Source organism: Clostridium algidicarnis (assembly GCF_000703125.1).
In the GTDB taxonomy this organism is placed as follows: domain Bacteria; phylum Bacillota; class Clostridia; order Clostridiales; family Clostridiaceae; genus Clostridium_L; species Clostridium_L algidicarnis.
In genome coordinates this window covers 1,806,637-1,822,138 of record NZ_JNLN01000001.1, presented here as the reverse complement: position 1 = coordinate 1,822,138, position 15,502 = coordinate 1,806,637, and the positions used below count along the sequence as shown (strand labels likewise).

Sequence of the window (15,502 nt, the reverse complement as noted above, 5' to 3'; positions counted from 1 at the left end):
AGTATTAGATCAGATAGTCATTTCACAAAAAAAGGTTATCGTAGTTACGATAACCTTTTTTAATTGGATTTATCTAATATTTTTATTATTTTTATTAGATATCTTATATATATACCACTATATTTTGCTCTCCTTCTTTAAAGTTTATGAATCCATCTTTAGATATCACCCCATCTATTAACACCCTTTTCTCTTCATCTCTTTTTACAATTATATTGTAAATCCCTTTGTCTTTTTTATATGTTATTTTATATTCATTCCACTCTATAGGCACACAGGGTTTAATAATAAGCCCTCTTCCTTTTATTATTTTTAATCCTAGTATATCTTCTACTGCTGTTTTATACATCCATCCAGAAGCTCCTGTATACCAGCTCCACCCGCCTCTGCCTTCATAAGGCTCTAGGGAGTATATATCTGCTGTCATAACATAGGGTTCTGTCTTATACCTTTCAATATCCGTTATGGATAATGTGTGATTTATAGGGTTTATCATATTAAATAACTGTAAAGCTTCACTATTATAATTTAATTTACACATAGCTAGTATAACCCAAACTGCTGCATGGGTATATTGGCCTCCATTTTCTCTAACTCCTGGTATGTAACCTTTGATGTATCCTGGTTCTAAGCTTGATTTGTTAAAAGGTGGAGATAGCAATACTATCATACCTTTATCTTTTTTTATAAGGTTTTTTTCTACGGAATTCATAGCTTTCTTTGCTCTTTTTATATCTGCTGCACCTGAAATAACAGACCAACTTTGTGATATAGAGTCTATGGTACACTCACTATTTTCTATGGATCCAAGAGGAGTACCGTCATCAAAATAAGCCCTTCTATACCAAGCACCATCCCAGGCATTCTTTTCTAAATTTTCTCTAATAAACTTTTTAGTTTCAGAATATTTCCTCTTAGTATCTTCATCTTTTTTTATATTACATATTTCAATAAATTCTTCTAATATATAATATAAAAACCAACCAAGCCAAACACTTTCTCCTGTACCCTTGTTGCCTACAGTGCTAAATCCATCATTCCAATCGCCGCTACCTATTAAGGGTATATTGTGTGGTCCAAAGTTTAGTCCCTTATCTATAGCCTTTAAACAGTGTTCATATATGCTTCCCTGCTTATCACAGTTCATAACTACATTATATCTTTCATCTTCTCCTTCTTTTAAAGGCTCATCTTTTAAGTAAGGTACATTTTCATCTAAAATGGATAGATCCCCAGTATGATTAATATAATCTGCTGTTACAAAGGGTAGCCAAAGTAAGTCATCACTAAACCTTGTACGTATCCCACTATTAATGACTGGATGCCACCAATGTTGTACATCCCCTTCAATATATTGCCTTCCAGCACTTCGAAGGATCTGATCTCTTGTAATATTTTCATCTACAAGTCCTATAGCCATAGAATCTTGGAGCTGATCTCTAAATCCATAAGCTCCTCCTGATTGATAAAAGGCAGTTCTTGCCCAATATCTACAACATAAAGTTTGATACATAAGCCACCCATTTAACATTATATCCATACTCTTATCTGGAGTTTCCACCTTAATCTTTCCTAAAACTTCTTCCCAGTATAATTTAGTTTCATCTAGTTTTTTTTCAACTTCTTTTGTATCTGACATATCTAATAATATATTCTTTATAGAATCTATATCTTCTAGCTGACCTAATGCTATAACTATAGTCTTTTCTTCTAGCGGATTTAACTTAATCTTACTACACTGACTTAAACAAGGATCAAATCCTGCACCTGCAGTATTTGAAAGATTCTCCTTTTTCATAGCTAAAGGGTACTCTATGGCTCCGCCTTTACCAATAAACTCTCTTCTATTTCCAGTAAAACTTATATCTTCTCCACCTACAATCTTTAAAAAGGTCTTTAACCCTCCAAAATGCTCACTATAAGGATTCCTTGCCCAAATAAAATCTTCTTCTATCTTGGTATATACATACTGGCTACTTTTTTCTATAGATTCCCCTAACACCATTCTAGAGTAATAAAAACTAGATATATTCTTTATTTTGTTGCTAGTGTTTTTTAATGTTACAACAATATATTTTATTGGATTATCTTTGTCAACAAAAACTGTATAACTACCATCTACATCATATGCACTATGTGTAAACTTGCTATATCCAAAACCATGTTCGATTATATATTCACCTGAATCTCTTACAGGTCCTGGAGTTATGCTCCAAAAATTTCCCTCATCATTGTCTCTTAAGAAAAAAGCCTCTCCTGCTGGATCTATTATACTATCATTACTCCAAGGTGTAATTTTATTTTCTCTACTGTTTTTATTCCAAGTATGTGCAGATCCGCTTTCTGAAATAAAGCATCCGAATTCCCTATTAGATAATATATTTATCCAAGGCGCTGGGGTATTATTATAGGATTTTAGACATATTATATAACTATTTCTTTTAGGGTGAAATCCTCCAATACCATTAAAAAATAATAACTCAGATGTATCAAAAAAAATTTTTCTTCGTGTATGCTCTTTTGACCCTACGTCATAAGATTTACTTATTTCTAAGCTAAACTCTGTAGCAAAACTATCCTTTATCCACTTTAAGTTTTTAATTCCTTCAATTTCTCTATTCCAAGACTTATTATAATCATCCTTAGAATCGCTATTAGCATTTGCTATTACTTTATTATTATTATAATTATAGTTTCTAATAAAACTTACTGCATTACTTTTTGGTTTAAACTCAATATTATCAATTAATTGCGGAGATTTATCTTCTATTTTATTTTCTATCCGCTCTTTAATATTATTATTGAAGTTACCCCGTTCTCCATAAAAGACAAATCTTGCAATACCTAATATAAGATTTATATCTTCTTTTTCCATACTGTGCTTACCTTTAACAAATATTCCAGCTGGTTTTTCTTCTTTATTACTAAGTCCAAGCTTTCCTATAATCTGTTTTATTTCCTTTTGCAATGGTTCATCATAGGATGAATCTTCTTCATTAAGTATTATGCAGTCAAACTTTATAGCTTTTTTGTTTAAGTATTTGTAAGCCATAAAAACCTGTGTTACTAACTCTAAATCCTGGTTTTTAGAAGCCTTCACTAAGACTATAGGATAGTCCCCAGATATACCATAACTCCAGAGATTTTTCTGACTTCTTTTTATACCTTTTAGATATTCTTCTCTTTCCCTTTTTGAATCATTTAGAAATATTATCTTAGATGCAAGGATTTGATATAAGTTTGCTTGATTTGATGTTATTCCAAGCTGCTGAAGTTCAGTTTTGACCTCATTATTAGCTATATTAAAAGCTCTATCAATATCTTTTATAGTTTCATATCTATTTACTATATCTAAAATATCCTCTTTATCATCACTTACAGAAGTTATAAAGGCTATTTGTGCACTCTGACCCTTTTTAATTTTAAATACTCTTCTTAAACTTATTATGGGATCTAGCACATATCCTACTGTGTTTTTTAAAGGTACTTCGCTTTCCATTGTATAAGGATTAGAAAGATTTCTATTCCTTCCTATAAAATTTAATCTATTTGTTTCATATTGTAATGCTCCTACTGTATCACCTTTTGAAATAATCTTATTTGCCAAGTATTTTCTTTTTTCACCCTTACTTCGAGGCCTTCTACTTGCTAAAATGCATTGATCTTCTTCTATATATTCAGTATTTATAAATAAATTACTAAAGGATGGATGGGCTACATCTGCTTCATAGGTTGAAAGTGTTACTTCCATATAACTTGTTACTTCTATATATCTAGTACTATCACTATTATTTGTTATAATTAATTTCCTTATTTCAGTATTATCATAACTTGCAATACTAACATCTAGTTTAGTTAAGATATTTCCATCTTTTCTTCTATACTGAGCCTTATCTAGTGAAAATATAGCTTCATATTCTTCACCTTCATGTTTGCAGGGTTCATAGGTAGCACTCCAAAATTCATTAGAATTTAGATTTTTTATATAAAAATACTGACCCCCTATAGAAGTTGTAGAATCTTCCCTCCATCTATATAACATCATATCTTTCTCTTTACCATATCCGCTACCATCATTGGTTACCATTAAAGAATAATCTCCATTAGACAATACTTGAACTTCAGGGAACTTTGTATTTGCATCACTATGTCTTCGTATTAACATATTCTTTTCATAAACTTCTTTCTTTGAATATGAAGGATCTCTTTTTCTACTAAATACTATTCTATTTATAGGTTTTTCTTGAAGTAATAACTCTATAGACTTCACTTCAGGAATATTATGAAACCTGTTTTGTAGTGTATCTTTATTGATTATATTATTTAAAGCCATAAAACTCATTCCTTGATGATGGACCATATAGGATTTTACTAAAGCTTTATCCTTTCCTTTTGGAATTCTTTCTTTTGTATAATCTAAAGCTTCATATAATCCATATCTCCCTAACATACCCATACTTATTAAAGATTTAATATTATCAATAGACGCTCTAAAGTCTACCATAAGAGCCATTACAGTTGAATATGGTGATATCACAGTATCATCTTCGAGACCTCTTTTAAGACCCACACTTGGTACACCGAAGGCCTTATACTGAAAATTTTCCTCTAAGTCAAATTTAAAGTAAGCAGATTCTGATATACCAAAAGGAATATTAAGGTCTTTTGCATAATTTTTTTGAGCTTCCACTACTCCCTTATAAGTTTCTTCTAATAAGGTATCAGAATATGACCTCATTAAAAGTAGTGGCATTAAATATTCAAACATAGTACCGCTCCAAGACATTAATATCTTGTTTTTTTCCACCTTTCTTAAAGATCTTCCAAGCTTAAACCAATGTTTATATTCTATATCTCCCTTTGCAATGGCTATATAACTAGCTATTCTAGACTCAGAGGCTAAAAGATCATAATAAGAATCGCTATACCTTTCTTCTTCTAGGTTATACCCAATATAAAATAATCCAGCACTTTCATCATATAACATCTTAAAATCTGTTTCTTTTATTATCTTTTCACAATTTAAAATTAAAACTTTAATCTTATTTATAAGTCTACATATTTCTTTTATACTATTTTCAATAAGAACTTCTAACTCAAAAGAGCATTCACCTATACTTTTAAAATTATTTAATCTATCTGGCAAATCCTTTAGGTTAGTATTTATAACTATATCCATTAACCTATTACTAAAATCTTCATCTTCCTCCACTGCAGTATCAAAAAAGGGTAATAAATCTTGCAATTCTTTAAGTCTTTTATTTACCATAGATTTTAGTTTCTTATTCCAATAATAGTTCTCTCTCTCTTCCTTTTCTATATGAAAACAGCCATCTCTTATGGCTCTAAGCTTATCCTTATAATCTTTTAATGATTTATATGAAGTAAAATCTAAGTTTTTATCAAAGTATGTGGTTTCTTTTTCTACCTCTTCTAGTAATAATTTTATGGTATCTTCTAGCCCATTCATATAATTTTTATTTATAAGTGGTGTTTCAAGGTATTCTTTAAGTGTTCCTGGTACCATCCAAAGACAAGCTACTAAATTACCACTATCTACTGTAGATACATATCTAGGATGCAAAGCTTTTGATGTTTCAGTATCATACCAATTATAAAGATGTCCCTGGCACTTTTCTAAATCCATTAATGAGTGTATAGATTTATCCATCCTATTTACTACCTCTTCTATGCCAATATAACCTAAGTCATAAGCTGATATATTAGAGGTAAATATCATTCCTATATTAGTAGGCGATGTTCTACAAGCTAATCCTTTTAATGGTTCTTGTTGGAAGTTATCTGGAGCAAGCCAGTTACTTTCTTCATTAATAAAATCTTCAAAATATGCCCAGGTTCTTCTTGATATATTTTTTAATAAATCTATTTCTTCCTTCTTAAAATCTTTAGTATCAATGTTGATTTCTTTGCTTATATAGTAGGCTATAATTGGGCTCAATATCCATAAAAGACTTGGTAATAGATAGACATAAAATGCTTCTTTGCTATTTATATAGGATAAATAAAGTATTGTTATACCAACTATACTTCCTATAGCCATGGATTCCACATAATCTATAATTTTATTTGAAACCTTTGATTCAACATCTTCAGCTGTTTTCCACTGAAGTAAATTCTTTTTACTAATAAATAATCTATATAACGTTCTAACCATTGCATCTATCATGATGTATCCCTGATATGGTATAAATGCGAACGTTAAAATTACTTGCTTTATTATTCTTTTAAAGGAGTTAGTATATGTAAAAATGCTTATACTTTTTAAAGGCGCTGTTACAATATCCGTTATATTAAATAATATAGGACATATCATGGAAATAATTCCAATAGCAGTGCCTATACCATAGCCTCCAGGTTCTAATGTCAGCGCATACAAAAATAATATAATAATAGATGGTGTGATTAAACTTCGCCTTAAGTTGTCTATAATCTTCCACCTTGATAAAGAGTTGATTGGAGATTCTTTGTATATCCAAGGTAGCAGCTGAAAGTCACCCCTTGCCCATCTATGAAGTCTTAATATACTAGAGTTGTAATATGCAGGGTAACCATCTACTAGCTGTAGATCTGTTACTAAAGCGCATCTCACATAGCTTCCTTCTAAAAGGTCATGACTTAGTACAGTATTTTCAGGAATAGCACTCACTAACATTTCATTAAATACATCCACATCATATATACCCTTGCCTGTAAATATGCCTTCGTAGAATAAATCTTGATATACATCAGACACCGCCGTTGTATAAGTATCTATACCATTTTCCCCAGAAAATATCTTAGAGAAAAGGGTCTTATTTGAATCCTCCATACCAACTGTAATCCTTGGCTGCATTAAACCATATCCACGTACCACCTTTTTTAAACTTGCATCTACATAAGGTTTGTTTAATACGTGGGCCATGGCACCAATTAGTCCTTTAGCTGTTCCCATTGGTAATTTAGTGTCTGCATCTAAGGTTATTACATATTTTATCTCTTGAAGTTTAGATATATCACCACTTATTACATCATAACTAGTATTTTCATCTCCTCTTAATAAATAGTTAAACTCCATAAGTTTGCCTCTTTTTCTCTCCCATCCTATAAACGCATCTTCTTTTTCATTATACTGTCTATACCTATTAAAAAAATAAAAGATATCCTCACCCTTTGAATATTTTTTATTTAACCTTTTTATTTCTTTTAACATAGTTTCTATTATTACATTGTCCTTTGGCTCTTCTTTTGTTTTTGAATCTTTAAAGTCTCCTAAAACTCCAAAACAAATTCCTTCCATTCTGCTGGCAAGATAGTATACTTCTAAGTCTTTTATGAGATCAGTACCTCTAGTTTCGTTGTTTATCAATGTAGGTATCACTACCATAGTTTTATATTCCTTTGGAATAGACTCTTTGAATTCTATTTTTGGCACAAACTTTGGAGGAGTATACTTAATTATAATCCAATGAAAAATAGATATAACAATTTCACTTAAAGGTATTATAAAAACCATAAATCCTAGTACATACTTGTATATTTTAATATCTAAATCCTTAAGCCTAAAGTTATATAAAATTAAATACTGGGAAATTGCTATCATGGATATTATAAAAGAAATATAAAGAGTGAATTTGTTCATTTCTAAAAATGATGATAATTTATTCATAGCACTATTTTTATTTATAAAACATTCTTTAAGTTCTCTTGACCCTTGATCTATTATGTAATATCCCACATGACATTTATAAATTTCTTTATCTTTTACTTCTTTTAATTGTAAGTTACTTTTTTCGCTTAGCTCTAATACCTTATCTACTACCTGGCTTTCCTCTACCTTAACCTTTCTTGCAATCTTTTCTAATTCATGTCTATAGTAATCTCGTGAGCTAAAGTCCATAGAAGTATATACATGTAGGGTATCCTTTGAAAGCGTCTTTTCCACATAACTTATTTTTTCAAATGTACACTTCCAGTCTTTAGATTCTATATTTTTTAAAGATGTTATTGCATTTTCCATAAAAGAGTTTAAGTTAGCTTCCTCTATACTTTCTCTTCTACTTATTAAACCTATGTTTTCCTTTGAAACACCGTACTTATCTTCAATCCACAAATATATTTCTTCTTGGTCTAAACCATTATCTTTAACAGATTTTACAAGCTTGTTTATGAAGGTATCACTATAGGGTATATCTTTATGCTTTAGTATCTCTAGATAATCCTTTAATCTATCCTCTGTATAAGCTAAAATTAATTTATCTATTATAATATCTGCTTTTTTTCTTTCATTATAAATTTTATTAATTATAGATGAATCTTTGCTTATAGACTCTATAAGTACCATCCTAAGCATTAAAGGAAAAGACCATAACTCTCCCATTGAAAGGTGGTTATAACTTTCATAACTTATTAGAAAGTCTTCTATATTATCCTTATTTACACTATTATCAAAATAATCAACAAAGGTTTTAGTCATATAGTAAACTCTAAGATTTCTATCACAAATCTTATTTTCTACTATAGGAAAATATCTACAATAATCTTTAGGAATATTATATTTTATAGTCTCGTATTCTTTTTCTATCACATATATATTATCCAAAAGCCACTCTGCAGCTCCCGTTAAATTCTTTTGTGTTTTCTCGTTTTCTTTTAACATTTCATAATTTTTTATTATATTTTTATAATCTTTATTTAATTTATTCATTAACCTTTTTTCTTTAATTCTTTTGTTTGGAATTATCTTATTATTAGCTATGATGGATGCCAACTTATCTATGTCCTTACAATTTAGATCTTCTTTTTTGTCTTCGCCCTGAATTATGTTTTCCTGATTTTCATTACCTTTTTTAAACTTTATTAGATATGTGAATAGTAAAGCTAATAATAAACCTACAGCTATAAATATATACGTCATAATATCCGACTCCTTTTGCTCGCTTATTTTCATATTTGTAACATGCCTTTTTAGTATTCACATATTCACATAAAATTATAGATACAAAAACAAAAATAAGGATACCAGTAAATTTCTTTTCCGGTATCCTTTAAATTTCATTCTTGATAAAGATTGTAATAAGTTATTTAAATTTTATAAAACTCTTCAAATGATTTAGTTATAGATTCTTGATCTTCTATTCCACCAAGCTCTCTTATAGAGTGCATTGCAAGTATTGGTGTTCCAATATCTACAGATCTTATATGAAGATGTGTAGATGATATAGGTCCTATAGTAGATCCACCTCTTAAGTCTGATCTATTTACAAACTTTTGTACAGGTACTCCTGCATTGTTACAAATTTGCTCATATACTGCTATAGAGTTACTGTCTGAGGTATAGCTTTGATTTGCACTTATCTTTATAACTGGTCCTTTATTTATAACAGGTCTATTTACAGGATCATGTTTTTCACCTGCATTTGGATGAACCGCATGAGCTAAGTCTGCTGATATCATAAAGGACTTTGAAAGTGCTCTAAAGAAATCTTCTCTGCCTTTATTAAAACTTAAAGCTATTCTTTCTAATATGTTGCTTAATAGATTAGAATCTGCTCCTTGTTTTGTAGAACTTCCTACCTCTTCATTGTCGAAACACACCATAACATTTGTAGCCATATTAACCTTTGTATTTATAAGTGCCTTTATCCCTGCATGAACCATAGCAAGGTCATCTAGCCTTGATGAGGATATAAACTCTTCATTTAAGCCTATAACGCTTCCTTTTTCATATTCATAAAGGAATAAATCAAAATCTAATATATCACTTACATTTACAGAAAGCTCTGCCGCTATAGTATTTATTAAATACTTATCTTTTTCAAGGCTTTCATTTACAAGTGACAACAGTGGAAGGGTATCTTTTTGTTTGTTTAGTTCCACTCCTTGATTTACTTCTCTATTCATGTGTATTGCTATATTAGGAATTATAAGTATTGGTTTATTTATATTCAACAGTCTTGTTTCTGGGGAAAGTGGATTATTCCCTCTTAAAGTAACTCTACCTGCTATAGAAAGTGGTCTGTCAAGCCAAGTATTAAGTATTGGACCACCATAAACCTCTGTATTTAATCTTACATAAGTATTTTCAGAAGTCATTTCTGGAAATGGCTTTATTCTAAATGAAGGTGAATCTGTATGTGCACCTATTAGTTTAAATCCATTGCTTTCTAGCTCTCCGTCTCCTACTACAAAAGCAATAAGAGCTGAATCATTTTGAGTTGTGAAATACTTTCCACCCTTTTTAAGATCCCATTTTTCAGAATCCAAAACTTCTGTAAAACCTTCTTGTTTTAACATTGATTTTATAGTGCTAACTGCGTGAAAGGCTGTAGGACTCTCATAGATAAAATCTATTAATTCATTTGCTAATTTAATATTTTTTTCCATAATATTACCCCCTCTTAACTTCCATTATTATTTTAACATAAATATTATTAGCATGCCTTACATTTATATAATATTTTAACCTAATGTATTCCTTCATTTAATCATTCTAACTTCTAAAGACTTATGATAACTATATACGCCCAAACTTCATTATCATTTGATAATCAAAATCTATAGATTGTTAATAAATCCTGTGGTATAATGTAAAGCTAATGACAAAGAAATAAGGAAGTGTATTTATGATATCAGATTTTCTTGTAAAAAAGTTTGTTAAGAATTATAAAAATACTGAAGAAGAAAAGGTAAGAAACTCCTATGGTTTCCTTGGTGGGATTATTGGAATTATAATTAATTCTTTGCTATTTGCAATTAAATTATCTATAGGGCTTATAGTTGGAAGTATAGCTGTCACAGCAGATGCCTTTAATAACTTATCTGATGCAGCTTCTTCATTAATTACCATCCTTGGATTTAAATTATCTAGTTTACCTGCAGACGAAGAACATCCTTTTGGCCATGGTAGACTAGAATATATCTCCGGCCTTATAGTAGCATTTATGGTAATGATGGTTGGTATTCAATTTATTAAATCCTCCTTCCAAAGGATCATAAATCCTGAAGTGGTAAGCTTTGAAACTGCACCCTTCATACTACTACTTGTGTCTATACTTTTCAAAATATGGCTAAGCAGATTTAATAAACTTATTGGAAAGAGAATTAATTCTTCTGCTTTAAAAGCTGCATCTATAGATGCTTTAGGAGATGTAGTTACTTCTAGTACAGTTGCTTTATCACTATTGCTTTCTAATTGGATCAGCTTTCCAATAGATGGTTATATAGGCGTAATAGTATCTTTAATCATTTTATATTCAGGATATTCACTAATAAAAGACACACTAAGTCCTCTTCTTGGTGAATCACCTGATAAAAAATTAACAAGTAATATAAAAGAAGGTGTTTTATCTTATGATGAAATATCCGGGGTTCATGACCTTATTATTCATAATTATGGGCCAGGTAAAGCTATGGCTTCTATTCATGCTGAAGTTCCTAGTACATCTTCTATAGTGAAAATACATGAGATTATAGATAAAGCTGAAAAGGAAGTTTCAGAAAAATTTAATATTCATTTAGTTATACATACAGATCCTATTTGTGTAGATGATAAAGAAATATTAAAAACTCAAGAGGAACTCCAAAGTATTTTAAATAAAATAGGAGTAATAAAGTCTATGCATGATTTTAGGGTTGTTGGAGAAGGTGACCATAAAAATCTTATTTTTGATATAGTTGTAGACTCTAGTAAAAGAGGAAAAGAAATTACTGACACAGAACTTATAGACATGATATCTATGAATGTAAAAAGACTATCACCTTATTATAATTGTGTAATAACTATTGATAATGATTTTACTGTGATTTAAACATAACATTTAAACTTAAGTTTAGAGAGACTTCTTTAAATATATAAGAGCTATATTACTTTAAAAATTGACATCTAAAGTAATATAGCTCTTTTTTATTTTTTAAAATAATTTCCTTTTATTATCTTGTTAGAAATATAAGGACCTTTTAGCATTAAATCCTTTTCTTTATCTGAGGGTGGATTCCCTACAACTTCCCCAGAAAATAACACAGTAAAATTCCAATTATCTTGAAACATGACTCTTCCCATAGCTGAATTATTAAATTCTTCTTCTGGAACACCCATAAGATAGGCTACTGTTGGCATAATATCTATCTGCCCACCTACATTATTAAAAGTTTCGCCCTTAATATTCTCATTATATATAATAAAGGGTACTTTCATTTCTTTTTCTAACCATTTTTCATTTTCTACATCTAACCCTTTTAACTTATCTTCATAAAATTTATGCACACCTGTATGATCACCATAAATAACAACAACGGTATCATCTAACATGTCCTTATCTTTAAGTGTATTCATAAAGTTTCCTATTTCCCTATCTACATAATTAATACTTTGAAAAAACTTACCTAGTACATTTTTATCTAACTCACTTGGTAAATTTAAAGCCTTTTTATTCCCTGGTAAATCAAAGGGTCCATGACTTGTAAGTGTTGCCATATGCAAAAAGAAAGGCATATCTTCTTTTGAAATTTTATCTGATATCTGATTAAAGAAAGATCCATCGGAAAGTCCAGCCCCTATTACCTCCTCTAATTTATAATCATTAATATCAAATATTTTCTCATATCCTAAGGCTTTATGATTATGAAGCCAATTCCAATTACCGCCTTTTTCTGGGTGAGTAGATATGGTATTGTATCCTAAACCCTTCATAAGATCTGGCATAGATTTATATTTATTAGCAGCATGATCCATATACGCTACCCCAGATTTTAATGGTAGTATAGATGTATTACTAATAAAATCTCCATCAGCACTAGTTCCAGAGCCTGTCTGCTCATATATGTTATTAAAGTAAAAAGAGTTTTTAACCATTTTGTTTAAATTAGGAGTTATCTCCTGACCTTGAACCTTTTCTCCTATAACAAAGTTTTCTAGAGACTCTACTTGTATAAATATTAAGTTTTTTCCTTTAAGTTGCCCCTTATAGCTATTGTTTTCATCTTTATAATTTAGTAATCTTTCTTTTTCTATATACCAATTATTTATTTCCTCTTTTTCACTTTTAGAAAGTTCTATAGATTTTGAATCATTAAACTGTCTAACAGCATCAAAAAAGTGATATCCTATAGGCGATAAGTTCGACATTGTCTGAAAGGGATACCAAGAATTCCTAAAGAACATAATGTTACCCTTACTTACATCTTTTACATCTATAATGTAGTGATCACAACCTATCTTTGTAACAGAAATTGACAACATAATTAAAAATGCTACTATATTTCTTCGATTATAAAGGTTATCTCCTTTTTTCTCATTATACTTTTTTATAATAAAGGGTATATCCATTACTAATAAAATATCAATAGGTCTTATCTGAATCAAGTTTCTATTTAGCGGATTAAATATCTCCTTGTTTTTAATAAAATAAAAAGATAAGAATGTTCCATAGTTTCTGTAATAAAAAAGATCTAGAAGCAATAATATTGTTATAAGCATGTGAAATATTATGTAATAAATTCCTCTGTTTTTCTTTAATAAAAATCCTATGCTTATAAATATTAAGAAAAACATAGCATGAGAAATTATAGGTCCAACAGTAAAATAGACTCCAATTAAGTTAAACCTAGAAGAGTTTTTACTATTTACAATACCTTGAAATAAAATATATTTTATAATTAAACAAAAAAACGTAAATGATGCAATTTTATCTCTTTTAGCCCATATAACCTTAATATTTTCTTTATCAAAAATCTTTTTGGTTTTGGCAAACATATTCATAGTAATTCACCCTCACCTTTTATTAAATTATATTGATTCATAAAATTCCTCCTCACATAATTAAATTTTCACTTAATAATTGTTATTTTTAAGAATCTACTAACTAACTATTGATTATACTATAAGTACTGACCTAATAAAATAAATCTTCATAACATGTATTAATTTTTAATTTAGGAGCGTGATTTAATGGTAAATAATTTAGAAAGACATATGTTTTTAGGTAGCAATAGTTCTGAAGGATTCTTTTCTAACTTTCAATATATATTATCTCAAAAGGAAGCTAACAAGATTATCTGTATAAAAGGTGGTCCTGGTACAGGTAAATCTTTTATGTTAAAAAAGGTAGGCAACCATTTTAAAGAAAAAGGCTATACTGTAGAATTTCATCATTGTTCTTCAGATGTTGATTCTTTAGATGGAATTCTTATAACAGAACTTAAAGTTGCTATGATAGATGGTACTGCGCCTCATTCAATTGATCCTAAGACCCCTGGGGCTGTTGATGAAATATTAGATTTAGCTAAATACTTAGATGAAGATAAAATAAGGGGCGAAAAAGAAAAAATAATGGATATAAGTAAAGAAGTGTCCCTATATTTTAATCGTGCCTATAAATATCTTAGAGCTTCAAGAGTAGTGTTTGAGGACTTGGAATCTTTAAATAAACTTGCTTTGAATGTTTCAAAACTTAATTTAATTAAGGAAGATTTGAAACATAAGTTATTACCTATGAACGTATCTGGTGTTGGTACATCAAGGCATCTTTTTGCCACTGCATTTACACCTACTGGTATAGAAACCTTTGTTGATACTCTTTACAAAGGTTATAACACTGTTTATTTGTTAAAGGGTGATGCTGGTACAGGGAGTAGAGAGGTTTTAAAATATATTTATGAAGAGGCAATTAAAAGAGATCTTTATGTAGAAGCCTTTCACGACCCTTTTATACCTAAAAGATTAGAGCATATATTAATTCCTGACCTATCCATTGCACTATTAACTTGTAATGAGATAAATAAAGAATATTTTAAAGAAAACTTAACCGATGTAGAATTACAAATAGACATGGATACAATTTTAAATAAAGATATTTTAAATAAATATGAATCTGAAATAAAATATAGTGAAGATCTTTTTTATGAACTTTTATCAAAAGCTTTAAATATATTATCTGAAGTTAAAGTCATTAGAAATACCTTAGAAGATATTTATATAAATAGCATGAACTTTAAAGAAATTGACGCCATTTATGAAAATATCATAACTAAAATTATGTCTTTCCAATAAAAAATATAGTCTTAGTTTATGAATATCATAAACTAAGACTATACTGAATTAATTTAGTTATTAAATTAATTTTTAATGATTTATTCTGACTCTAGATCTGATGAAGAGTTTGACTTTTTAAAAGTAACCCACCCTCTTTTAGCTAAATACTTTAGGTAAATAATTAATCTACGTAAAGATTCATCTATATCGTCTCCAGCCTTTGATGAAACTATCTTTGCAATATCATATATGCTTCTTTCGCCATCTATAAGTAACCATGCGGAAGAACAAAGTTCATCAAATTCAATATCGCAGACCTTTGGTTTTTTTACAAGCCATGCTGCAAACTTTTTAACAGGATCTGTTACTTCATAGTATAGAGTAACCTTTCCGTCTTTCTCTTCCCATCTATCATGCTTTATTTCTGGCACATATAGTACAAAGTTGTATTTTTCATCTTGGGTATTACTCATA

The 15,502-nt window shown here is 29.5% G+C and carries 6 protein-coding genes; 2 read left to right on the top strand and 4 right to left on the bottom strand.

What is annotated here, in order from left to right; genetic code table 11:
• Positions 1-103: 103 nt before the first annotated feature.
• Positions 104-8,914 (bottom strand): glycoside hydrolase family 94 protein, encoded by an 8,811-nt coding sequence (locus BV55_RS0108700; RefSeq protein ID WP_029452444.1) that lies wholly within the window; start codon positions 8,912-8,914, stop codon positions 104-106.
• Between the two features lie 167 nt (positions 8,915-9,081).
• Positions 9,082-10,383: a M18 family aminopeptidase gene (locus tag BV55_RS0108695; protein ID WP_029452443.1), complete on the bottom strand. Its 1,302-nt coding sequence runs from the start codon at positions 10,381-10,383 to the stop codon at positions 9,082-9,084.
• 239 nt (positions 10,384-10,622) lie between these two features.
• Here BV55_RS0108695 and BV55_RS0108690 point away from each other — a divergent pair, with 239 nt between their 5' ends.
• Positions 10,623-11,807 (top strand): cation diffusion facilitator family transporter, encoded by a 1,185-nt coding sequence (locus BV55_RS0108690; RefSeq protein ID WP_029452442.1) that lies wholly within the window; start codon positions 10,623-10,625, stop codon positions 11,805-11,807.
• A 95-nt stretch (positions 11,808-11,902) separates the two neighbouring features.
• Here the strand turns inward: BV55_RS0108690 and BV55_RS0108685 are convergent, their stop codons facing one another.
• A complete protein-coding gene (locus tag BV55_RS0108685) occupies positions 11,903-13,756 on the bottom strand; it encodes an LTA synthase family protein (RefSeq protein ID WP_051652464.1) in 1,854 nt (617 codons plus the stop codon).
• Between the two features lie 189 nt (positions 13,757-13,945).
• Between BV55_RS0108685 and BV55_RS0108680 the strand changes: the two genes are divergently transcribed.
• Entirely contained in the window at positions 13,946-15,046 is a 1,101-nt protein-coding gene (locus BV55_RS0108680) for a P-loop domain-containing protein (protein WP_029452440.1), read from the top strand.
• A gap of 80 nt (positions 15,047-15,126) precedes the next feature.
• On the opposite strand, the gene BV55_RS0108675 is transcribed toward BV55_RS0108680, so the two are convergent.
• Positions 15,127-15,501, bottom strand: a complete 375-nt coding sequence (locus BV55_RS0108675; RefSeq protein WP_029452439.1) for a PqqD family peptide modification chaperone — start codon at positions 15,499-15,501, stop codon at positions 15,127-15,129.
• Between the last annotated feature and the right edge of the window lies 1 nt (position 15,502).

What these genes read in the sequence shown, in the direction of transcription:
- BV55_RS0108690 (WP_029452442.1), top strand. Translation starts at nt 10,623, where the DNA reads ATGATATCAGATTTTCTTGTAAAAAAGTTTGTTAAGAATTATAAAAAT.
- BV55_RS0108700 (WP_029452444.1), bottom strand. Translation starts at nt 8,914, where the DNA reads ATGACGTATATATTTATAGCTGTAGGTTTATTATTAGCTTTACTATTC.
- BV55_RS0108680 (WP_029452440.1), top strand. Translation starts at nt 13,946, where the DNA reads ATGGTAAATAATTTAGAAAGACATATGTTTTTAGGTAGCAATAGTTCT.
- BV55_RS0108695 (WP_029452443.1), bottom strand. Translation starts at nt 10,383, where the DNA reads ATGGAAAAAAATATTAAATTAGCAAATGAATTAATAGATTTTATCTAT.
- BV55_RS0108675 (WP_029452439.1), bottom strand. Translation starts at nt 15,501, where the DNA reads ATGAGTAATACCCAAGATGAAAAATACAACTTTGTACTATATGTGCCA.
- BV55_RS0108685 (WP_051652464.1), bottom strand. Translation starts at nt 13,756, where the DNA reads ATGAATATGTTTGCCAAAACCAAAAAGATTTTTGATAAAGAAAATATT.